The following is a 20,079-nucleotide window of genomic DNA, read 5'->3' as shown; positions in this document are numbered from 1 at the left end:
CGAAACTGGATCAGTGTGGTGTGTGAGCCAGCACTTGGCTCTCCCACGTGGTGCTGGTGACGAAACGTCAGTCGACGACCGTGATGCCCATCGAGCGAGCAGTGCCGGCGATGATCTTCGCGGCCTGGTCGATGTCGTTGGCGTTCAGGTCGGTCTTCTTCGTGGTGGCGATCTCGCGGACCTGGTCCCAGGTGACCTTGGCGACCTTGGTCTTGTGCGGCTCGCCGGAGCCCTTCTCGACGCCGGCGGCCTTGAGCAGCAGCTTGGCGGCGGGCGGGGTCTTCAGCTTGAAGTCGAACGACCGGTCTTCGTACACGGAGATCTCGACCGGGACGACGTCCCCGCGCTGCGACTCGGTCGCGGCGTTGTAGGCCTTGCAGAACTCCATGATGTTGACGCCGTGCTGACCCAGCGCGGGGCCGACCGGCGGCGCGGGGTTGGCCGCACCCGCCTTGATCTGCAGCTTGATGATCGCCGCAAGCTTCTTCTTCTTGGGTGGCATTTCTGTGTGTCCTTCTTAACTGACTTGAGTCCCCCGCACACCTGCCAGTGCCCGGGGACTGCCGGCCGTCTCGCGGCCGTCAGATCTTGGAGACCTGGTTGAACGACAGCTCGACCGGCGTCTCCCGGCCGAAGATCGAAACCAGGACCTTCAGCTTCTGCCCGTCGGCGTTGACCTCGGAGATCGTCGCGGGCAGCGTGGCGAACGGGCCGTCCATGACGGTGACCGACTCGCCGACCTCGAAGTCGACCTCGACGGTCCCGCCGCCGAGCTGCGCCTCCGCCGAGGTGGTGTCGCCCTTGCCGGGCTTGGCCGGCGCGGTCTTCTCGACCTGCGGGGCGAGGAACTTCAGCACCTCGTCCACGGTGAGCGGCGACGGCCGCGAGGTGGCGCCCACGAACCCGGTGACGCCGGGGGTGTTGCGCACCGCGCTCCACGAGGCGTCGTTGAGGTCCATCCGGACCAGGATGTAGCCGGGCAGCACCTTGCGCTGCACCTGCTTGCGCTGGCCGTTCTTGATCTCGGTGACCTCTTCGGTCGGCACCTCGATCTGGAAGATGTAGTCCTCGACGTCCAGGGTCTGCGTACGGGTCTCGAGGTTGGTCTTGACCTTGTTCTCGTAACCGGCGTACGAGTGCACGACGTACCACTCGCCCGGCGCCGCGTTGAGCTCGGCGCGCAGCTGCGCGACCGGGTCGTCGGAGGCGGGAGCGGGTTCGGCGACCGCTTCGTCAGCGGCTTCCTCGGCGACGTCGGCGTCCTCCGCGGCCACCTCGACGGGCTCAGTGTGTGCGGAGTCCTCGTCGCCGAGGGCCGAGTGCACCTGCTCGTCGGAAAGCTCGGTCAGATCCTGACCGGCTGCTGTGCCGTTCTCGGAGGTCACGTTCCGTCCTCTCAACCTTGATCGCTATGCCGTGTTCGCCCCGGGCAGGGGCCCGCGTCGACGCCGCGGGCGCACTCAGCCGAACAGCCAGAACACGCCCTTAGCGAACAACAAGTCCAAACCACTGACCAGCGCCACCATGAAGATGACGAAGACCAGGACGACGGTCGTGTAGGTGACCATCTGCTTGCGCGTCGGCCAGATGACCTTGCGCAGCTCCGCCCAGACCTCGCGGGCGAACCGCATGAGGCGGCTCAGCGGGGAGGACTTCTTCTCCTTGCGGTCACGCTTCGGAGTGGGCCGGTCCTTCGCGTCGGCGCTCTTGTCCTTGGGTGCCTTGGCATCCCCGGACTTGCCCGACGGGCGCGCGGAGGCGCGGCGCTCACGCCGCTCAGCGGCGGTGGTCGGACGCGAAGCCTTGGGCTCCTGCTCCGTGTCCTTCTCGCCGCTGGTGTCGCTGTCGCTCACGACCACTCCTCCGCTTCACCACGTGGTTGACGCAGGGGTGACAGGACTTGAACCTGCAACCTGCGGTTTTGGAGACCGCTGCTCTGCCAATTGAGCTACACCCCTTTGGGACCCACCCTAGCGGTCCCGAGGACGCATTTCACCGTCCCCACCATCCTGGCGGGGATGACCGTAGTGCGTTCCAGACCAGAAGTCTACGGCAACCCGAAGTGGCCTTCGCAACCGCGCCCCACTAGCCCGCCTTACAGCAGCTCACCGGCCTGAAAGCCACATTTTTCAGACTTCCTTCCCCGGCGCGCCAGTGAAGATGCCGAGAGGGCGAAAAGTGATCGCGATCACAGCCGGTCGTCACCCGGTGCGTCGACGCGGGCGCGGCCGAGTTCGCGTAGAAACGAACGCGTGGGGAAGAAGAGCGGCGGAGGCTGCCTGCTGATCGTGGTGATCGCCGCGGCGGTGCTCGGCTTCGGCTACTACAAGTCGAAGCACGGATCCTCGGACGCTCCGCCGGACGGTCCGGCCACCGGCGGCGGCACCGGCCGGTACGTCGCGCTCGGTGACTCCTACACGTCCTCACCGAAGACGGGCGCCGCCGCGGGCACGCCCGCGGGCTGCGATCGCTCGGCCAACAACTACCCGCATCTGGTCTCGGCGAAGATCAATCCCGCCGAGTTCGTCGACGTGAGCTGCAGCGGCGCGACCACCGACCACATGGCGGGCAGCCAGGCGACCCGCAACGGCACCAATCCCCCGCAGCTCACCGCGCTGAATAAGGACACCACGCTGGTGACGCTCGGTATCGGCGGCAACGACGTCGGCTTCATCGGCATCGGCAGCACCTGCGCGACCACGAACCCGAACACCTCGCCCTGCCGCGACCGGCTGACCGCCGGCGGACACGACCAGCTCGCCGAGGGCATCGACGCGACGGCTCCGCGTATCGGCCAAGTGCTCGACAAGATCCATGAGAAGGCCCCCAAAGCCCGCGTGATCGTCGTGGGCTACCCGACGGTGCTGCCGGACGGGGACGGCTGCTGGCCGGCACTCCCGGTCGGCTCAGGCGATGTGGCGTACTTCCGCGAGGCGCTCGGGAAGATGAACGACATGCTCGCGGACCAGGCGAAGTCCCATGACGCGGGCTTCGCCGACACGGCGACGCCCAGCAAGGGCCATGACCTCTGCACGGCCGCGGACACGCGCTGGATCGAACCGGTCGTGCCCGCGGCCAAGGCCATCTCCCTGCACCCCAACGCGCGGGGTGAGCAGGGAATGGCCGATGTGGTGCTGAAGCTGCTCGACTAGAGGCGGACCACGGTCTGCGCCTTGCCGAGCACGGTCTTGCCGTCGAACTTGGCGGTGATGTCGACCCTGGCGGTGCCGTTGTCGCGGACCTCGGCGACCTTCGCGGTGAACTCGACGAGCGCACCCTCGGCGTCATCGGGCACGACGACCGGCCTGGTGAACCGGACGTAGTACTCCAGCAGCTTGCCGGGGTCGCCCAGCCAGTCGGTGACGATCCGGCCGGCGAGCGCCATGGTGAGCATGCCGTGCGAGATGACGTCCGGCAGGCCGACCTCCTTGGCGAACCGCTCGTTCCAGTGGATCGGGTTGAAGTCACCGGACGCGCCGGCGTAGCGCACGAGCTGCTCACGCGTGACGTGCACGGTCACCGGCGGCAGCTGGGTTCCGACCTCGACGCTCACGCTTCTTCCCTCCGGACCACGAGCTGGGCACGAGTCGTGCAGACGAGGTCACCGCCCTCGGCCGCGATGTCGGCGCGCAGGGTGATGAAGTCGTTGCCCGCGCGGTCCATGATGTCGTCGACGTAGACGGTCAGTGACAGCACATCACCGGCGTGGACCGGGCGCACGTGGTTGAACGACTGGTCGCCGTGCACCATCCGCGAGTAGTCGAGCCCGAGCTCGGGGTCGGAGACGACCACGTTGATCGCGGCCAGGTTGATCGTGGTGAGGAAGGTCGGCGGGGCGATCACATCGGGATACCCGGCCGCCTTGGCCGCTTCGGGGTCGCGGTAGATCGGGTTGGCGTCGCCGATGGCGTCCGCGAACTCCTTGATCTTCTCCCGGCTGACTTCGTACGTGCTGGTCGGCGGGTAACTCCGCCCGACGAATGATTGATCCAAGGCCACCCGGCGAGACTACCCGCCGCGACGTGCCCGCAAGCGGTGCGCGCTGGGCCGGTACGTCACCTCACGGCAAAAAGCCGCCCCGGTCGAAACCGGGGCGGCTCATGCGAAGCGTGGAAGAACCGCTTACGTCAGCGGGTCTCTTTGTGAGTCCGGTGCGTACCGCAGTTCGGGCAGAACTTCTTCATCTCCAAGCGGTCCGGGTCGTTGCGCCGGTTCTTCTTGGTGATGTAGTTGCGGTGCTTGCACTCTTCGCACGCCAGCGTGATCTTGGGTCGCACGTCAGTGGAAGCCACAGCATTTCCTTTTCTCTAAAGATCAAAGCAGTTCACAGCGGTCCGATGATCACTGTGGAGAAGGGCGGGGCCGTAAGGTCCTACCCAGCGTAGCGATGGCCGGACTTGAACCGGCGACACAACGATTATGAGTCGTTTGCTCTGCCAACTGAGCTACACCGCCCTGTACATGACCCAAGCCGCGACACGCGTGCGTATCGCGGCCAGATCACCGAGCCCCTTTACGGAATCGAACCGTAGACCTTCTCCTTACCATGGAGACGCTCTGCCGACTGAGCTAAAGGGGCCTGTTCTCGACTTGTTGCGCTGTAAAGATTACACAAGCCCTCAAGGCCCTTCTGCAGGGGGGTACCCATTCGAGAAACCTCAGGTCAGAAGGGTCAGAACCGTCTCCTGGTGCCTGCCGAGTGAGCGGGCCGTGCGAGCCTGCAGCCAAGCCTCCAAGCGGTCCTCGGGCAGCGGACGGGAGATCAGGTAGCCCTGAGCCACGTCACAACCCATCGCCTCGAGCTGGTCGCGCGCGACGTCCTCTTCGACGCCCTCCGCGACGACCGTCAGGCCGAGTGAGTGACCGAGTTCGACGATCGAGCGCACCACGGCGAGGTCGCCGAGGTCGGTCCCCATGCCGAGCACGAAGCTCTTGTCGATCTTCACCTGGTCGACCGGCAGTTGCCGCAGGTACGCCAGCGACGAGTAACCGGTGCCGAAGTCGTCGACCGCGAGTTCGACGCCCAGCGCCGACAGCTCGCGCAGGATCGGCAGCGCCTTCTGCGGGTCGGACATGACGCCCGACTCGGTCAGCTCGAACGTCACCAGCGACGGCGGCACGTCGAAGCGCTCCAGCGCCGCGGCGACCTTGGCCGGGAACTCCTCGTCTGCCAGGTTGCGCACGGAGATGTTGACCGCGGCCGAGATGCGCAGGCCCTCGTCGAGCCACTTGCGCACGCGCTTCAGCGACTCTTCGAGCACGAACTCCGTCAGCACGCCGATCAGGCCTGCCGCCTCGATCGCGGGCACGAACTCGTCGGGGCCGAGCCTGCCGAACTCCGGGTGCACCCAGCGCACGAGCGCCTCGACGCCGGCCACCTGGCGGTTCGGCAGCGAGATCTTCGGCTGGTAGTGCACCGAGACCTGGCCGTCCTCCAGCGACTGGCGGAACTGGGTGACCATCTGGAACCGGCGCATGAAGATCTGGCCCATGCTCGGCGCGTAGCCACGGACCTCTTCGCCGCCCTTGGTGGCACGGACGGCGACGTCGGCGCGCTGCAGCAGCACGTCGATGTCCATCAGCTCGCCCGTCTCCTCCGGCGCCGCGTAGCCGACCATCGCGTTGGCCTCGACCAGCAGCCGGTCGACCGGGTACGGCGCGGAAAGATCGTCACGCAGTCGCTCGGCGGCCTGGTGCGCGTTCTCGGGTGCGACGTCGACCAGCAGCGCCGCGAACGAGGCGCCTTCGAGCCGCGCGAGCGGGACGTCGGGGCCGAGCGCGTCCTTGAGACGGCGGCCCGCGGCGACCAGCATGCGGTCGGCCCAGGTGTACCCGAGCGCGTCGCTGACCGTGGAGAAGATGTCGAGATCGATGCGCAGCACGACCGAGTTCGGGAACTCGCGCAACGGCTCGCGGGCGACGTGCCGGAAGCCGAGGCGGTTGAGGTGGCCGGTCAGCGGATCGTGGTAGGCGTCGTGCCGCAGGGTGGCCAGCAGGCGCCGGTTGTCGAGCGAGGTGGCCAGGTGGCTCGCCATCGTGCCGAGCAGCTGCACGTCGTACTTGCCGAAACCACGCCAGCGCGAGAGCCGGTCGTGCGCCTCGACGACGCCGAGCAGCTGGTTCGCGCTGCGCAGCGGCACGACGAGTGCTTCCTGCGCGCCGCGGTCGAGCAGTGCCGCGCGGACGTCGGGATTCGCTTCGGTGATCCGGAAATGCCGGACGTGCGCGCCGGGCAGGCGCAGCAGTGGGTCGTCGCTGGCGGCGTCGCTGACCGGCAGCGCGTCGCCCGCGACGACGACGCGCATGGCGTCGGTCGGCTCGAGCCGCAGGCGCAGCACGACCCGGCCTGCGGCGAGCTGGTCCTTGATGCGTTCGGCGATCGTCGCCCACTCGCGGACGTCGACCCCGCCGACGAGGTCGTCCGACCGGCTCGCCGGGCGCGCGGCGGCCTGCTGACCGGAACGCGCGACCATCAGGCTCACGTCGGACAGCGCTTCCATATCGCGCTGCTCGCGCAGCAGATCCGAGTACGCCCAATACAAAGCGGTGAGACCGAGGAAGACCGCGAGCACGAGCGGCCAGGCTTCCGGGGTTCCGGAAATGACCAAGTAGCCGGACAAACCGACCGAAGCGTTCACGAAACCGACGACCAGGATGCGGCCGGTGAGCCGCAGCGCGGTGCTGACCCGCATCCGGCGGCGCAGCACGCGGACGGCGGCGAGCGCGAGCAGCGTGCTCACCAGCGGCGCGGTCAGCGTGCCCGCGAGCGCGGCGGGCCAAGGCATGAGCGCCGGATTGCCCATGGCCTGCTTGACCAGCCCAGCGACCGCGAAGGCGCCGGTGATCTCGAGCAGGAAGGCGCCCGCGTTGTAGAGGACGCGGCCCGCGACCTTGCGCGCCAGCAGTGTGCCGATGCCAGCGACGACATGCGCCGCCAGCACGACTTCGAATGGCGCGATGAAGAAACCGATGACCAGTGGGATCTCGGTGAACGAGATGGTCCAGGAAATGCCGCTGCGGACGTCGACGTTGATGCCGAGCTGTTCGGCGAGCAGGAACGCGAGCGCGAGCACCGCGCCGATCCACAGCAGGCTCGCGTCGCCCTTGAAGGGCAGCCAGGTGCCGACGGCGATGGCCGCGGCGATCCCGAAGGTCAGTACCGCGGCGGTGTAGACGCGAAAGCGCAGTTCGTCCGTGCGTGCTTCCGACATCGGTGCAGTTGGCGCAGGACCGGCCGCGGCCGGTCCTGGAGCTCCGGAACCTGATGTGACGGCGCCACCCCTGCTGCCCGAAGCGACCGAGGTGACGCCGGTCGGATCAGGCCTGCCGTTCAAGTCCGGCATGCGACCTCCTAACGAGGGCAATACTGTACCCCGGAGGGCGTACTCAAGTCCCTTTCGAGACAGTATGAGATCACCCCAGGGTTAACAATGGGCCAGCTGCGCTGACCTGCGTGGACCAGGGAGTGAAATTGGAGCGTTATTCGCGTTACGACGGTGGCTCGCCGTAGCCACGGCGAATCATCCGTAGGGGTGTTCTCTAGGGGCTTGGCTTCGGGTTCCGCACGGACTTCAATTGCCTCATGAAAGCCGATGTGATAGACGCGGAGCACGCGTCGAGGGTCACCAAGGTGGACTCGCTGCTCCCCGAAATCCCCGTCCTCAACGCCGATGACGTGCAGCTTGTCGGCGATCCCGAGTTGATCACGGTGAGTGTCGGCGACTCCGCGGGCTCCGGTCTCGCGACGTGTCGCTCCGTGCCGGAAGACTCGCCACGATCATCTTGGCAAGCGCTTACCGAGCACCGGCTGGAACTCAAACTGGCGGGCCCGGAACCGGTCGCGGCCATCTCCGCGCTCCTTGATCAGTGGGAAGTGCATCTCGCAAATGTCGCTCGAAAGAGTGACATCGAAACCGCCGCGGTGATCGCCAGGCCGAGCCGCGACACGATCGGCTCCGCGGAACTGCTGCAGCACGGTTTCGCCCCGGTGGTCGGGATCGCCGTCCGGCCCGCCGAACGCCTCGCGACGACCGGACCGGTCACCACTCCCGGCGTCCGCATCCGGCCGGCCGAACTCGGCGACCTGCCGACCGCCGTGCACCTGCAGCTCGAACTGCAGCGCTACGACGCGCAGTTCGGCATGACCACGATGCGCGCAGGCGCGGAAGAGATGGTCACCGAGGAACTGCGCGCGCAGCTCTCCGGCGAGCCGACCATGTGGATCGCCGAGTTGTACGGCCAGCCGCTCGGCATGGTCCGGGTGCAGTTGCCGGATCAGGCTTTCTGGATCTCCTCGTGCGTGAACGCGGCGCGCGTCGGCTATCTGTCGTCGCTGGCTGTCGCGGAGCCCGCCCGGTCGTCCGGTGTCGGCACCGCGCTGGCCAACCACGCGCACCAGGTGCTGGAAGAAGCGGGCGCGGAAGTCATGCTCCTGCACCACGCGCTGGCGAGCCCGCAGTCGACGCCGTTCTGGTACGCGCAGGGTTATCGCCCGCTCTGGACCTTCTGGCAGCGGCGGCCCGCTGTTCGGTAATCGTTGCCTGACAGGGGATTCGGCGCCACTACGCTGTCCGCCATGTCAGACCACCGCGACACCGCACCGAAGACGCCGGAGGGCGTGGACACCACGAAGCCGTCGGCGGCCAGGGTTTACGACTGGTATCTCGGCGGGACCCAGAACTGGGCCGTCGACCGCGAGTTCGGGCGGCGGGTGGAGCAGCTGTGGCCGCTGATCAAGCCGATCTCCCGGCAGAACCGGGCGTTCATGGGCCGCGTGGTGCGTGCGGCGCTGGACGCGGGCATCCGCCAGTTCGTGGACCTGGGCTCCGGCGTGCCGACGGTCGGCAACGTGCACGAGATCGTCGGCGACCGGCTCCCCGGCGGTGGCGCGAAGGTCGTCTACGTCGACTACGAGCCGGTCGCGGTCGCGCATTCGACGCTGATCTTGGAGCAGGACGAGGCCACCGAGTGGGCTGGCATCGCGCAGCAGGACATCCGCAAGCCGAACCAGGTGTTCGGCGACCCGACGGTCCGCCGCCTGATCAACTGGGACGAGCCCGTCTGCGTCCTGATGATCACGGTGATGCATTTCGTCGGCCCCGACGACGACCCCGAGGGCCTGATCGCCCAGTACCGCGACAAGCTCGCGCCGGGCAGCTGGATCGGCCTGACCCACGCGGCCTGCAAGGACAGCGCCCCGCCCGACCGGGCGGCGGAGGTCCGCCGGTTCGTCGACGCGTACAAGGACACGAGCAACCCGGCCTGGATGCGGACCGACGAGGAGATCCTGCCCTGGTTCGGCGGCTGGCCACTGCTCGAACCGGGGATGACCTCGCTCCCGGACTGGCGCCCGGTCGCCGAGCCGAACGCGATCGAGGCCCAGACCAGGCACTTCGCCTGGTGCGCCGTGGCCGAGAAACCCCGCTCAAGCTGATCGCTAGCAGCGAACACTCTTTTGGAAACAAACAGGACCTTCGGAAAGTTGAGCTAGTCAGACTCAACTACTGAGGAGTGCCTGATGAGTGAAAACCGCCTCCTGCCCGTTCTACCCCTCGACGACGACGTCGCACTGCCCGGCATGATCATCCCGCTGGACCTCTCGGACTCCGAGACGCGCGCCGCGGTCGAGTCCGCACAGGCAGGTACCCCTTCGTTCCCCGGCATCCGGTCGAACACCAAGGGCGAGGTACTGCTGGTCCCCCGCCTGCACGGCGAGTACGCCGAGTTCGGCGCGATCGCGACGGTCGAGCGCATCGGGCGGGTCCCTGGCGGCAAGACCGCCGTGCTGCTGCGCGCCACCAAGCGCGCGGCCGTCGGCCGGATCGCCGACGGGCCCGGCGCGGCGCGCTGGGTGCATGCCGACGACGCGACCGAGCTGAGCGGCGAGCGCGCGGTGAAGCTGGCCGCCGAGTACAAGGCCGTCGTGATCTCGATACTGCAGCAGCGCGGCGGCTGGCAGCTGATCGACGCCGTCCAGCAGGTCGAGGACCCGTCCGCCATCGCGGACCTGTCCGGCAACGCGCCGTACCTGAGCACCGAGCAGAAGCTCGAACTGCTCACCACGCTCGACGTCGCCGCCCGGCTGGAGAAGGCGCTGGACTGGAGCCGCGAGCACCTGGCCGAGCTCGAGGTGACCGAGACCATCCGCAAGGACGTCTCCGAAGGCATGGAGAAGCAGCAGAAGGAATTCCTGCTGAAGCGCCAGCTGGAGGCGATCCGCAAGGAGCTCGGCGAACTCGACGGCACCGCCGAGGACACGGACTACCGTGCCCGCGTCGAGGCCGCCGACCTGCCGGAGCACGTCCGCAAGGCCGCACTGTCCGAAGTGGACAAACTGGAGCGGACCTCCGACCAGTCGCCGGAGGGCGGCTGGATCCGCACCTGGCTGGACACCGTGCTGGAGATCCCGTGGAACAGTCGCACCACGGACGTCCACGACATCGCCGGCGCGCGTGCGGTGCTCGACGCCGACCACGCGGGCCTCGACGACGTGAAGGAACGCATCATCGAGTACTTGGCCGTGCGCAAGCGCCGCGCCGAGTCCGAGGTCGGCGGCCGCCGCAACGGGGCCGTGCTCGCGCTGGTCGGCCCTCCTGGCGTCGGCAAGACCTCGCTCGGCGCCTCCGTCGCGAAGGCGATGGGCCGCGAGTTCGTCAGGGTCGCGCTCGGCGGCATCCGTGACGAGGCGGAGATCCGCGGGCACCGGCGCACCTACGTCGGCGCGCTGCCCGGCCGTCTCGTTCGCGCGCTCAAGGAGGCCGGTTCGATGAACCCGGTCATCCTGCTGGACGAGGTCGACAAGGTCGGCGCCGACTACCGCGGCGACCCGACGGCCGCGTTGCTCGAAGTGCTGGACCCCGAGCAGAACCACACCTTCCGCGACCACTACCTCGAGGTCGAGCTCGACCTTTCGGACGTGGTGTTCCTGGCGACGGCCAACGCGCTGGAGACCATCCCCGGCCCGCTGCTCGACCGGATGGAGCTGGTCACCCTCGACGGCTACACCGAGCACGAGAAGGTCACCATCGGCCGCGACCACCTGCTCCCCCGCGAGCTGGAACGCGCCGGGCTGGCACCGGGCGAGGTCGTGGTGACGGACGCGGCGCTGAGCCGGGTCGCGGGCGAATACACCCGTGAGGCGGGTGTCCGCGACGCGAACCGGACCATCGCGAAGATCCTCCGCAAGGTCGCCACGAAGGTCGCGCTGGACGAGGCCGAACTGCCGGTCACCGTCGACGCCGCCGACCTGGACGGCTACCTCGGCAGGCCCAGGCACCTGCCGGAGTCCTCGCTGCCCGCCACCACCCAGCGGACGGCGATCCCCGGGGTCTCGACCGGGCTGGCAGTCACCGGCGCGGGCGGCGACGTCCTCTACATCGAGGCTTCGCTGGCGGACCCCGAGTCCGGCGCGACCGGGCTCACGCTGACCGGTCAGCTCGGCGACGTGATGAAGGAGTCGGCGCAGATCGCCCTCTCCTACCTGCGCTCGCACGGCGCGGAGCTCGAACTGCCGGTCGCCGACCTCAAGGAGCGTGGCATTCACCTGCACGTCCCGGCGGGCGCGGTGCCGAAGGACGGTCCTTCGGCTGGCATCACGATGGTCACGGCGCTGGCTTCGCTGCTCTCCGGCAGGGTCGTGCGCTCGGACGTCGCGATGACCGGTGAGGTGTCGCTGACCGGGCGGGTGCTGCCGATCGGCGGGGTCAAGCAGAAGCTGCTCGCCGCCCACCGGGCCGGGATGAAGACGGTGATCATCCCGCAGCGTAACGAGCCCGACCTCGACGACGTTCCCGCTGAGGTCCTGTCCCAGCTGGACGTGCACGCCGTGGCCAACGTTCGCGAGGTGCTGGAACTCGCGCTGGCGCCGGCTTCGGTCCCTGTCGCCGCCTAGCGGTCTGATTCGGCGGGCTTTATCCCTCGGGGTAAAGCCCGCTGTCTCATGCACGGGCCCGCAATCGTGCGGTCGCGAAGAGCGCGACGGCGAGCACGACCGCGCCGATCACGGCGTACTGGAAGTACGAGGCGTAGTCGTCCACCAGGTGCCAGTTCTGTCCCAGCAGATAGCCCGCGACGACGAACACCGTGTTCCAGCACAGGCTGCCGAGCGTGGTCAGCGCCAGGAACTTGGTGAAGCGCATGCGTTCTATCCCCGCGGGCAGCGAGATGAGACTACGGAAGATCGGCACCATTCTGCCGAAGAACACGGCTTTGGTGCCATGCCGGGCGAACCAGGCCTCGGTGCGGTCGAAATCGGCAGCCTTGACCAACGGTATTCGCGCGACCAGCGCTCGGGTGCGCTCGCGGCCGAGTAGCAGACCGAGTGCGTAAACGATGATCGCGCCAGCGACCGAACCGAGCGTGGTCCACGCGAGTGCGCCGGACAAGGTGAAAATGCCTTGGCTCGCGGAAAAACCGGCGAGCGGTAGTACGAGTTCGCTGGGAATGGGCGGGAAGAGGTTGTCGAGCCCGACGATCAGTGCGGCGCCTGGGCCGCCGAGCGAGTCCATGAGACCGACGGCCCAGCCGGCGAGGCCGCCGGGCGATGCGATGGTGTCCATGCACTCGAAGCTACGAAGAGGACCGTTCGCACACACTGCGGAACACCACAGAAAAGACTGTGGAAAACCGCAATACGCCGCCTGATCACCCCGGCTAACCTGCGGGTATGAAGGAATCCATGCCCCGCCGCGCACTGCTCGCGACCGGTGGCCTCGCGCTCGGCGGGGTCACCGCCGTCGTCGAGTTGTGCTTCCTCGTGCTCGGCGCGCCGATGCTCCTGACCTATGACGGCCGGGAGTCGCTGAGGACGAACGCGGCTGATCTGGCCAGGCTCGAGCAACGGCGCCTCGCGCGTTTCCTCAATGAGGAGCCCGCTTCCGACACCACCGACAGCCGCTCGATGCTGTACCTGGCCGCCCGGTCCACCGCCGGGCTGCTGGGGATCGGCATCTTCGCGCTCATCCTTTACGGAGCGGCTTCAGCGGTCATCCTCGCCGGGCAATACCTGAGCGGAAAGGGCCCGGGCGGCAGCAGACCCGCGGACTGGTACGAGCACCCGGTCGCCGTCGTGCTGTTCGGCCTGCTGCTGTTCTTCTTGGCGGTGCAAGGCCTTGCCGGTGTCGCGGCGCTGGAACGCAGGCTGGCCAGGTACTTCTTCGCGCCGACCGAGGCGGAGCTGCAGAACCGCAGGATCAGGGAACTCAGGATGAGCCGGATGCTCGTCGTGGACGCGCTCACCAACGAACGCCGCCGGATCGAGCGGGATCTGCACGACGGCGTCCAGCAGCGGCTGGTCGCGCTGGGCCTGCTGCTGGGCAGGGCACGGCGCGCCACCGATCCGGCGCACGCGGCCGACCTGCTGCGCCAGGCCCATGTGGAATCCCAGCTGAGCCTGATCGATCTGCGCGACGTGGCGTGGCGGGTGTATCCGATCGCGCTGGACGAAGGAGGCCTGCACACCGCGCTCGAAGCGCTCGCCGAGCGCTGCGGCATGCCGGTCCAGCTGAACTACGACCTCACCGGGGAGGTGACGCAGGCCATCGAACGGGTCGCCTACTTCGTCGCGTCGGAGGCGGTCACGAACACGGTCAAGCACGCGGCCGCGACCAAGGTCGAGATCGGGGTGTACCGGGCGGGTGACCGGGTGCACGTCCGGATCACCGACGACGGCCGAGGCGGCGCGATGACTTCGGGAAGCGGGCTGTACGGGCTGGCTCGCCGGGTCGGTGCCGTCGACGGTGAGTTCACTGTGGACAGTCCGGCCGGCGGCCCGACCGTCGTCGAGGCGGTGTTGCCGTGCGGCTGATCCTCGCCGAAGACTCCACGCTGCTGCGCGAAGGGCTGGTGCGGCTGCTCGCCGAAGAAGGACACGACGTCGTCGCCTCGGTGGCCGACGGGGAGGCGCTCGTTTCGGTGGCGGCCGCGTACCAGCCGGACGTGGTCATCACCGATGTCCGCATGCCGCCGACGCACACCGACGAGGGCTTGCGTGCGGCGTTGGAAATCCGGCGCCGCTGGCCGGGCATCGGAGTGCTGGTGCTCTCCCAGTACGTCGAAAAGCGTTATGCCGCCGAGTTGGTGACCGGGGAGAGCGAGCGAGTCGGGTACCTGCTGAAAGATCGTGTCTCCCAGGTCGGCGAGTTCCTCGACGCGCTGGACCGGGTCGGCGCGGGTGGCGCCGCGTTCGATCCTGAGGTCGTGCGACGTCTGCTGGCGAGGACCTCGCACACCGATCCGCTGGGCAAGCTCACGACACGAGAACGCGAAGTATTGGAGAAAATGGCTGAGGGACACATGAACTCGAGCATCGCGACACTGCTGCACATCTCGCAGAGCGCGGTGGAAAAGCATGTGAACGCGATCTTCGACAAGCTGGAACTCTCGCACAGCACGGGCTTCAGCCGACGGGTGCTGGCCGTGCTGCGTTACCTGGGCACATGAGAAACGCCCCGCCGAACTGCTGGCACAGTTCAGCGGAGCGCTTCCTTTTGGCGGGTTGCGATCAGTAGCCGTAGCCGCCGTTGTCCGCCGGAGCGGCGGCGGGCTGCTGCGGGGCAGCCGCCGGGGCGGTGCCGACCTTGCAGCCGGCGGGCTCGATCGCGAACCAGGTACCACCGACACCGTTGCCGTTGGCCTCGCCCGGCTTGGTGTCCTTCGAGTAGCGGTAGACGGCCCAGCCGCCGACCGTGACCTGCTCGCTGCCGTCCGCACGCTTCACCGAACCGACGATCTTGGGGTCGACACCCTGCAGTTCGACCTTGCCCTGGACCAGCAGCGGCGGCCAGGTCTTGGCGCAGTCACCGTTGCAGGTGGCCTTCGAGGGCTTCTTGCTGTCCTTCTCGAACAGGTAGAGGGTCATGCCGTTCTGGTCGGTGAGTACCTTGCCCAGCCCCGAAATCTCGGACGCCGAGAGCTTGGTGGTCTCCTTCTCCGGGGCGGGCGCGGGTGCCGGCGCGGCGGCCTGCCCGGCCTTGCCACCCTGCGGGGTCACGGCGAACCAGGTGTTGCCGACGCCCTGGCCCTTGGCCTCGCCCGGCTTGGTGTCCTTGGCGAACCGGTAGACGGCCCAGCCCTTGACGGTGACCTGCTCGGTGCCGTCGGACCGCTTCACCTTGCCGACCAGCTTGGCGTCCACACCGGACAGTTCCGGTGCCGCTTCACCGACGAGCAGCGGCGGCCAGGTCTTGGCGCATTCGTTCTCGCAGTTGGACTTCGGCGGGTTCGCCGTGTCCTTATCAAAGCGGTACAACGTGAATCCGCCCTGTTCGGTCAACACGTTGCCGACACCGGCGACGTCGGTAGCCGTCAGCTTCACCGAGGTCTCCTTGGCGACCTGCTGCACCGCGACCGGCGCCGCGTTCGTGGTCTCGGCCGGACCACCGGAGCAGGCGCTGAGCACGGTCAGCCCCAGTGCGCTGAAAGCGACGGCGGCGGCGATTCGGTTGCGGGACATGGGGCTTTCTCCTTCTGCTGTGGGATGGCCCCGCGCTCTCCGCGGCGACCGACACCATCCACACGCATGCGTCCAGAGACCGGTTCAAAGCTTTCCGGAAGTTTTTTCACCGACCGCTCAGCCTGCCGGTCAGTACGTGATCCCTTAGCCTCGAAAGAGGAGGTGGCAGACGTGAACAGCACCGTCAAGGCATGGACGATCGTGGCAGCCGCGACCATCACCTTCGGCGCACTCGTGCTCTCCTGGGGCTCCATCAGCCAGCAGGCGACCGCCGACGAACCGGATGCCAACATCGGCGCGGGCATCGCACTCGTCTTCGGCCCGTACATCGTGGGCGCCGGCCTGCTCGCGGGTGCGGTGGCGGCGATGACCGCCCTGTCCCAGCGCCGCTCGACGAAGCGCTAGCTCGTCGCGGCGGCCAAGCCGGAGTGCCTGTCCCCCTTCGCGTGGGCGGCAGCGAATCCAGCGATGTGGCGCGCGACACTCGGCAGGTGGCTCCGCGACGACCCGGGACGCAGCCGCGCCCGGCGCCCGTGCCCGCGAGCACCCGGATCGGCTGAAGCCGGACAAAACGAGACCGGCCCGGCGACCTGTTTTCGCAGGTCACCGGGCCGGTCTGGCTGGTGTGGCGAGTGAGGGATTCGAACCCCCGAAGGCAGTGCCGTCTGATTTACAGTCAGATCCCTTTGGCCGCTCGGGCAACTCGCCGTTGGCTGGCGGACCAGCCGTCGAGAAGAGTACCCAACCGCGTGGCGGGGTCGTCAACCGGGGAGGGGCTAGGGTGGAAAGCCCTGATAAGTTGCGAGTACGAGGTGTGAGAACACGTGGCGGATCCCTCTTTCGACGTGGTGAGCAAGGTCGACCGCCAGGAGGTGGACAACGCGCTGAACCAGGCGGCCAAGGAGCTGACGACGCGGTTCGACTTCCGCGGAACCGGCACCAAGATCGACTGGTCCGGCGAGGAGGCCATCGCGATCGAGTCGGAGACCGAGGAGCGGGCGCTGGCGGCGGTCGAGGTCTTCAAGGAGAAGCTGATCAAGCGCAGCATCTCGCTGAAGGCGTTCGAGGCCGACGAGCCCGCGCTGTCCGGCAAGATCTACAAGATCGGCGGCAAGATCATCCAGGGCATCGCCTCGGACAAGGCGAAGCAGATCGCCAAGTTCATCCGCGACGAAGGCCCCAAGGGTGTCCAGGCCCAGATCCAGGGCGACCAGCTGCGGGTCTCCGGCAAGAAGAAGGACCAACTGCAGGACGTCATCGCGCTGCTCAAGGGCAAGGACTTCGAGATCGCGCTGCAGTTCACGAACTACCGCTGATCGGGTAGGGCCGCCCGTGCGCGGGCGGCCCCCGCTTCACCGCACGTCATAGGGGTAGTCGACGTGGACACTGGCGCCGTTGCCCAGCACGAGCCAGCCGTGATCGTGTAGACCTTCGGCGTCGAAGGTGCACGTGTAGGTCTTGTCCTTGCCGAGCACGGTCGGCGGCCTGCCCTCGATCATCATCCCGCCGCGGCCGGACAGCTGTTCGCCGCTGTCGGGGTCGATGCTGCTCATCACGCCGCAGACGAACTGCGAAGCCTCAACGTTGGTTTCTTGATCATTTCCCGTCACAACGGTCATCGCGACTCGGACCGTGGGCGTCTTGTCGTACGCGGGCTTGCCTCTGGAAATCTTGTTCACCGTGATCTTCACGGCGCCGGGGCCGTCCGCGCTCGCGTTCCGCGAATACAGCGTGAGTGTCTCACCGACCTGCTTGAGGAGATTCCCAGACGCTGGATTGGTCTTCGGTGCAGGCTTCGGCTGGGACGAACTCGAGCTCGAAGTCGGTGGTGCGGATGTGGACGATGAGGTCACCGGTGCGGCGGGTACCGCAAGTTTCTCCGGTTGCTGTTGGGATGTGGCACAGGCCACCACTGTGGTCGTAGTGAGGGCACAAAGACACAAAGCGATTCGGTGCGAGCGCATGGTGGCCTCCCCGCTGACTGAAAGGGCTCGACTCCCCGATCACTCGGCTGCCACCTTCGTGTCGTTACGTGGCGATGCGGTTTCGCAACGTCCCTGGTCGGGTACCTGATCCCTTCCAGAACGCTTCGCCGGGACTCAGGGCGGGATACCCATGGCAGCGAAGAGAAGGTCTCGAAACGGCTGGGCCGCGCTGATCGGGTGCGCGTTGCTCGCCGGGTGCGGTACGCCGAGCGGGCAGACGCCGCCGGGCGGCTCGACGACGGAGAGTGCTCCGCGGTCGACCAGTGCGCGGGAGGCGTTGATCACCGTGCCCGATGTGGCCGGCATGAATCATCAGCAAGCGCAGGACACCATGCAGGCGGCCGGGCTCTACAACCTGCGTGAGGTCGATGGGAAGGGCCTTGGCCGGGCGCTGGTCGTCGACAGCAACTGGGTGCAGACGGGACAGTCGCCCGCCGCCGGGACCAAGGTGGCGCCGGACACCGTGATCACGCTGACCGCGATCAAGTACACCGACAAGCCGTGAATGCTCCCTCCGGCCACCCGAGTGGAAGCCAAAGTGGCATGGTCCGGGCGGCAGCTCAGGGGTCGTGAGTGGCGCGACCGGTTCTGGCCGACCCGTATTTGGTCACCTACGGCGGAATTCGCGGCGCCGCCTGGCGCGAGGGGAAGGTTTGCTGCGTTAGATGCAGCAAACCTTCCCCTCGCACACCCGATCACACCTCACGAGCCAAAATACGTCCCACAATGCACCTTTTGCCTGGTGCGCTGGCGAAACAAGGGTGGCCCTTGTCACGCTGGAGGTAACAAGGGCCACCCTTGTCACCTCCAGCACAAACTCCGGCAGCCCGGCCCTCGCCGTGCATGGTACGAACGGGGCTTTTGTCACCGTGAGCGCGACAAAAGCCCCGTTCGTGCGGATCCCGACGAGCACGACCCGCGTAGATCACCAAATATGGCCGGTTCTAACCGGCCGGAACACTCACGACGCGAGCAGTGGGGCGGCCTCCTTGAGTTCGCCGTCCAGGGTGAGCCAGCGGGTGAGGCCCAGGTCGCGCAGGAACGCGAGGTCGTGGCTGACCACCAGCAGGGCGCCCTGGTAGGACTTCAGGGCTTGGGTGAGCTGGCGGACGCTGGCCAGATCGAGGTTGTTGGTCGGCTCGTCGAGCAGGAGCAGCTGGGGTGCGGGCTCGGCCAAGAGCAGGGCCGCGAGGGTGGCGCGGAAACGTTCGCCGCCGGAGAGCGTCTCGGCCGGTTGGTCGGCGCGCCTGCCTCGGAAGAGGAAGCGGGCCAGGTGGGCTCGGATCGTGTTGTCGGTCGCGTTCGGGGCGAAGGTGGCGATGTTCTGGGCGACCGTCAGGGTGTTGTCGAGCAGGTCCAGGCGCTGCGGGAGGTAGCGCAGCGGGACCGTGACGGTCAGGTCGCCGGAGAGCGGCTTTAGCTCGCCCGCGATGGTGCGCAGGAGAGTGCTCTTGCCCGCTCCGTTTCGGCCGGTCAGTGCGATGCGTTCGGGACCTCGGATCTCGAAGGTCGCGTGGGCTCCGTAGCGAAGCTGGACCGATGAGAGTTTGAGTACGCCGCGGGTCGGCGGGACCGCGGTTTCGGGGAGGTCGACGCGGATCTCGTTGTCTTCGCGGACCGCTTCTTCGGCTTCGGCCAGGCGTTGCGCGGCTTCCTTGAGCTTTTCCTGGTGCATCGTGCGGTACTTGCCTGCGGACACCTGGGCCTCGCGCTTGCGGGCCATCATGATGACCTTGGGCTCGCGCTTGGTGTCGAACTTGTGCTGGCCGAAGCGGGCCCCGCGGTCGAGCTTGACCCTGGCCTCGGCCAGCTCGCGTCGCTGGCGGCGGACGTCGGACTCGGCTACGCGGACCATGCGCTCGGCCGCCTCCTGCTCGACCGCCACTGCCTCCTGGTACTCGGTGAGATTGCCGCCGTACCAACGGACCTCGCCCGCTCGGAGGTCGCCGATCTGGTCGACCTGGTCGAGAAGCTCGCGGTCGTGGCTGACGATCACCATGGCCGCGTTCCAGGACGCGACCGCCTCGTAGAACCTGCGGCGGGCGGAAAGGTCGAGGTTGTTGGTCGGTTCGTCGAGCAGGAGCACGTCGGGGCGGCGGAGGAATTGGGCCGCCATGGTGAGCAGCACCGACTCGCCGCCTGACAGCTCGCCGATGTGGCGATCCAGCGTGACGTGCTCGAGGCCGAGGCGGTCCAGGGTGGCGCGGGCGCGCTCCTCGACGTCCCAGTCCTCGCCGACCGCGGCGAAGTTCGGCTCGCTCGCGTCGCCGGACTCGATCGCTCGCAATGCCGCCCTGACCGGCGCGATGCCGAGCGCCTCGTCGACACGGACATGCGCGGCCAGTGCGACGTTCTGGGGCAGGTAGCCCAGGTCGCCCGAGACCTTGACCGAGCCAGCGCGCGGCGTGAGCGCTCCGGTGATCAGGCGCAGGAGGGTGGACTTGCCCGAGCCGTTCACGCCGACCAGGCCGGTGCGGCCGGTGCCGATGACCAGCGACAGGTCGTCGAACACGGGTGTGCCATCCGGCCAGGCGAACGACAAACCCGAGCAGACGATGGAGATGTTCGGCATGGACATGAGTACCCCTCCAGTTCTTCTACACCGTACAACACTCCTGTACAGTGTAGAAGTCTTTTTCGAAA

21 protein-coding genes and 4 tRNA genes are annotated in these 20,079 nt (G+C 67.7%); 9 read left to right on the top strand and 16 right to left on the bottom strand.

Annotated features, from left to right (window positions below; all coding sequences use genetic code 11):
- Positions 1 to 67: 67 nt before the first annotated feature.
- The 4 genes from rplK to BLV57_RS27415 form a co-directional block, all read right to left on the bottom strand.
- Complete coding sequence (gene rplK / locus BLV57_RS27430) at positions 68 to 502, bottom strand: 50S ribosomal protein L11 (RefSeq protein ID WP_091293549.1); 435 nt, start codon at positions 500 to 502, stop codon at positions 68 to 70.
- Positions 503 to 581: 79 nt separating this feature from the next.
- Complete coding sequence (gene nusG / locus BLV57_RS27425) at positions 582 to 1,385, bottom strand: transcription termination/antitermination protein NusG (protein WP_091293547.1); 804 nt, start codon at positions 1,383 to 1,385, stop codon at positions 582 to 584.
- Positions 1,386 to 1,460: 75 nt separating this feature from the next.
- Entirely contained in the window at positions 1,461 to 1,859 is a 399-nt protein-coding gene (secE, locus tag BLV57_RS27420; protein WP_091293545.1) for a preprotein translocase subunit SecE, read from the bottom strand.
- Positions 1,860 to 1,885: 26 nt separating this feature from the next.
- Positions 1,886 to 1,958 (bottom strand) — tRNA-Trp (locus BLV57_RS27415).
- 294 nt (positions 1,959 to 2,252) lie between these two features.
- Here BLV57_RS27415 and BLV57_RS27410 point away from each other — a divergent pair.
- Positions 2,253 to 3,152, top strand: a complete 900-nt coding sequence (locus BLV57_RS27410; protein WP_091293544.1) for an SGNH/GDSL hydrolase family protein — start codon at positions 2,253 to 2,255, stop codon at positions 3,150 to 3,152.
- Here BLV57_RS27410 and BLV57_RS27405 read toward each other — a convergent pair.
- The 6 genes from BLV57_RS27405 to BLV57_RS27380 all read right to left on the bottom strand — a co-directional run bounded on the left by BLV57_RS27405 (position 3,149) and on the right by BLV57_RS27380 (position 7,343).
- Positions 3,149 to 3,553, bottom strand: a complete 405-nt coding sequence (locus BLV57_RS27405; protein ID WP_091293542.1) for a MaoC family dehydratase — start codon at positions 3,551 to 3,553, stop codon at positions 3,149 to 3,151. The genes BLV57_RS27410 and BLV57_RS27405 overlap by 4 nt on opposite strands.
- A complete protein-coding gene (locus tag BLV57_RS27400; RefSeq protein ID WP_091293541.1) occupies positions 3,550 to 3,999 on the bottom strand; it encodes a MaoC family dehydratase N-terminal domain-containing protein in 450 nt (149 codons plus the stop codon). The genes BLV57_RS27405 and BLV57_RS27400 overlap by 4 nt, the downstream gene beginning before the upstream one ends.
- Positions 4,000 to 4,127: 128 nt before the next feature.
- A complete protein-coding gene (rpmG, locus tag BLV57_RS27395; protein WP_091293539.1) occupies positions 4,128 to 4,292 on the bottom strand; it encodes a 50S ribosomal protein L33 in 165 nt (54 codons plus the stop codon).
- A 90-nt stretch (positions 4,293 to 4,382) separates the two neighbouring features.
- Positions 4,383 to 4,455: transfer RNA gene (locus tag BLV57_RS27390), tRNA-Met, on the bottom strand.
- Positions 4,456 to 4,506: 51 nt separating this feature from the next.
- A tRNA-Thr gene (locus tag BLV57_RS27385) sits at positions 4,507 to 4,579 on the bottom strand.
- 79 nt (positions 4,580 to 4,658) lie between these two features.
- Positions 4,659 to 7,343, bottom strand: a complete 2,685-nt coding sequence (locus BLV57_RS27380) for a putative bifunctional diguanylate cyclase/phosphodiesterase (RefSeq protein WP_091293537.1) — start codon at positions 7,341 to 7,343, stop codon at positions 4,659 to 4,661.
- Positions 7,344 to 7,582: 239 nt separating this feature from the next.
- Between BLV57_RS27380 and BLV57_RS27375 the strand changes: the two genes are divergently transcribed.
- The 3 genes from BLV57_RS27375 to lon all read left to right on the top strand — a co-directional run bounded on the left by BLV57_RS27375 (position 7,583) and on the right by lon (position 11,890).
- Positions 7,583 to 8,533: a GNAT family N-acetyltransferase gene (locus BLV57_RS27375; RefSeq protein ID WP_091293535.1), complete on the top strand. Its 951-nt coding sequence runs from the start codon at positions 7,583 to 7,585 to the stop codon at positions 8,531 to 8,533.
- Between the two features lie 42 nt (positions 8,534 to 8,575).
- A complete protein-coding gene (locus tag BLV57_RS27370) occupies positions 8,576 to 9,433 on the top strand; it encodes an SAM-dependent methyltransferase (RefSeq protein WP_091293533.1) in 858 nt (285 codons plus the stop codon).
- An 84-nt stretch (positions 9,434 to 9,517) separates the two neighbouring features.
- Positions 9,518 to 11,890: an endopeptidase La gene (gene lon, locus BLV57_RS27365; RefSeq protein WP_091293531.1), complete on the top strand. Its 2,373-nt coding sequence runs from the start codon at positions 9,518 to 9,520 to the stop codon at positions 11,888 to 11,890.
- Positions 11,891 to 11,936: 46 nt separating this feature from the next.
- Here lon and BLV57_RS27360 read toward each other — a convergent pair whose 3' ends face one another.
- On the bottom strand, positions 11,937 to 12,557 hold the full coding sequence (locus tag BLV57_RS27360) for a DedA family protein (RefSeq protein ID WP_091293529.1): 621 nt from the start codon (positions 12,555 to 12,557) through the stop codon (positions 11,937 to 11,939).
- A 107-nt stretch (positions 12,558 to 12,664) separates the two neighbouring features.
- Between BLV57_RS27360 and BLV57_RS27355 the strand changes: the two genes are divergently transcribed.
- Both BLV57_RS27355 and BLV57_RS27350 read left to right on the top strand, forming a co-directional pair.
- Positions 12,665 to 13,804 carry a sensor histidine kinase gene (locus tag BLV57_RS27355; protein WP_091293527.1) on the top strand — a complete coding sequence of 380 codons (1,140 nt, stop codon included), beginning with the start codon at positions 12,665 to 12,667 and terminating at the stop codon, positions 13,802 to 13,804.
- The gene (locus BLV57_RS27350) at positions 13,795 to 14,439 is read left to right on the top strand and encodes a response regulator (protein ID WP_091293525.1); all 645 of its coding nucleotides are present in this window, start codon (positions 13,795 to 13,797) and stop codon (positions 14,437 to 14,439) included. Before BLV57_RS27355 ends, BLV57_RS27350 begins: the two co-directional genes overlap by 10 nt.
- A gap of 61 nt (positions 14,440 to 14,500) precedes the next feature.
- Here BLV57_RS27350 and BLV57_RS27345 read toward each other — a convergent pair whose 3' ends face one another.
- Positions 14,501 to 15,451, bottom strand: a complete 951-nt coding sequence (locus BLV57_RS27345; RefSeq protein ID WP_091293523.1) for an SCO0930 family lipoprotein — start codon at positions 15,449 to 15,451, stop codon at positions 14,501 to 14,503.
- Positions 15,452 to 15,622: 171 nt separating this feature from the next.
- Here BLV57_RS27345 and BLV57_RS27340 point away from each other — a divergent pair, with 171 nt between their 5' ends.
- Positions 15,623 to 15,856 carry a hypothetical protein gene (locus tag BLV57_RS27340; protein ID WP_245757543.1) on the top strand — a complete coding sequence of 78 codons (234 nt, stop codon included), beginning with the start codon at positions 15,623 to 15,625 and terminating at the stop codon, positions 15,854 to 15,856.
- Between the two features lie 221 nt (positions 15,857 to 16,077).
- On the opposite strand, the gene BLV57_RS27335 is transcribed toward BLV57_RS27340, so the two are convergent.
- Positions 16,078 to 16,159 (bottom strand) — tRNA-Tyr (locus BLV57_RS27335).
- Positions 16,160 to 16,275: 116 nt separating this feature from the next.
- On the opposite strand from BLV57_RS27335, the gene BLV57_RS27330 reads away from it, so the two are divergent.
- On the top strand, positions 16,276 to 16,767 hold the full coding sequence (locus BLV57_RS27330) for a YajQ family cyclic di-GMP-binding protein (RefSeq protein ID WP_091293521.1): 492 nt from the start codon (positions 16,276 to 16,278) through the stop codon (positions 16,765 to 16,767).
- Positions 16,768 to 16,803: 36 nt separating this feature from the next.
- Here the strand turns inward: BLV57_RS27330 and BLV57_RS27325 are convergent, their stop codons facing one another.
- Positions 16,804 to 17,130 carry a hypothetical protein gene (locus BLV57_RS27325; protein ID WP_143047162.1) on the bottom strand — a complete coding sequence of 109 codons (327 nt, stop codon included), beginning with the start codon at positions 17,128 to 17,130 and terminating at the stop codon, positions 16,804 to 16,806.
- Positions 17,131 to 17,550: 420 nt separating this feature from the next.
- On the bottom strand, positions 17,551 to 17,742 hold the full coding sequence (locus BLV57_RS44030) for a hypothetical protein (protein ID WP_245757542.1): 192 nt from the start codon (positions 17,740 to 17,742) through the stop codon (positions 17,551 to 17,553).
- On the opposite strand from BLV57_RS44030, the gene BLV57_RS44025 reads away from it, so the two are divergent.
- The gene (locus BLV57_RS44025) at positions 17,741 to 17,941 is read left to right on the top strand and encodes a PASTA domain-containing protein (RefSeq protein WP_245757541.1); all 201 of its coding nucleotides are present in this window, start codon (positions 17,741 to 17,743) and stop codon (positions 17,939 to 17,941) included. The two genes, BLV57_RS44030 and BLV57_RS44025, sit on opposite strands and share 2 nt — an antisense overlap.
- Positions 17,942 to 18,397: 456 nt before the next feature.
- On the opposite strand, the gene BLV57_RS27315 is transcribed toward BLV57_RS44025, so the two are convergent.
- Complete coding sequence (locus tag BLV57_RS27315) at positions 18,398 to 20,008, bottom strand: ABC-F family ATP-binding cassette domain-containing protein (RefSeq protein ID WP_176968863.1); 1,611 nt, start codon at positions 20,006 to 20,008, stop codon at positions 18,398 to 18,400.
- Positions 20,009 to 20,079: the final 71 nt, after the last annotated feature.

The sequence above is a fragment of the Amycolatopsis xylanica genome (assembly GCF_900107045.1).
Classification (GTDB): domain Bacteria; phylum Actinomycetota; class Actinomycetes; order Mycobacteriales; family Pseudonocardiaceae; genus Amycolatopsis; species Amycolatopsis xylanica.
The sequence above is the reverse complement of the archived record's forward strand: the minus strand, read 5'-3'. Positions and strand labels throughout refer to the sequence as shown.

What these genes read in the sequence shown, in the direction of transcription:
- rplK (WP_091293549.1), bottom strand. Translation starts at nt 502, where the DNA reads ATGCCACCCAAGAAGAAGAAGCTTGCGGCGATCATCAAGCTGCAGATC.
- BLV57_RS27380 (WP_091293537.1), bottom strand. Translation starts at nt 7,343, where the DNA reads ATGCCGGACTTGAACGGCAGGCCTGATCCGACCGGCGTCACCTCGGTC.
- BLV57_RS27375 (WP_091293535.1), top strand. Translation starts at nt 7,583, where the DNA reads ATGAAAGCCGATGTGATAGACGCGGAGCACGCGTCGAGGGTCACCAAG.
- BLV57_RS27370 (WP_091293533.1), top strand. Translation starts at nt 8,576, where the DNA reads ATGTCAGACCACCGCGACACCGCACCGAAGACGCCGGAGGGCGTGGAC.
- lon (WP_091293531.1), top strand. Translation starts at nt 9,518, where the DNA reads ATGAGTGAAAACCGCCTCCTGCCCGTTCTACCCCTCGACGACGACGTC.
- BLV57_RS27360 (WP_091293529.1), bottom strand. Translation starts at nt 12,557, where the DNA reads ATGGACACCATCGCATCGCCCGGCGGCCTCGCCGGCTGGGCCGTCGGT.
- BLV57_RS27355 (WP_091293527.1), top strand. Translation starts at nt 12,665, where the DNA reads ATGAAGGAATCCATGCCCCGCCGCGCACTGCTCGCGACCGGTGGCCTC.
- BLV57_RS27345 (WP_091293523.1), bottom strand. Translation starts at nt 15,451, where the DNA reads ATGTCCCGCAACCGAATCGCCGCCGCCGTCGCTTTCAGCGCACTGGGG.
- BLV57_RS44025 (WP_245757541.1), top strand. Translation starts at nt 17,741, where the DNA reads ATGAATCATCAGCAAGCGCAGGACACCATGCAGGCGGCCGGGCTCTAC.
- BLV57_RS44030 (WP_245757542.1), bottom strand. Translation starts at nt 17,742, where the DNA reads ATGCCGGCCACATCGGGCACGGTGATCAACGCCTCCCGCGCACTGGTC.
- BLV57_RS27315 (WP_176968863.1), bottom strand. Translation starts at nt 20,008, where the DNA reads ATGCCGAACATCTCCATCGTCTGCTCGGGTTTGTCGTTCGCCTGGCCG.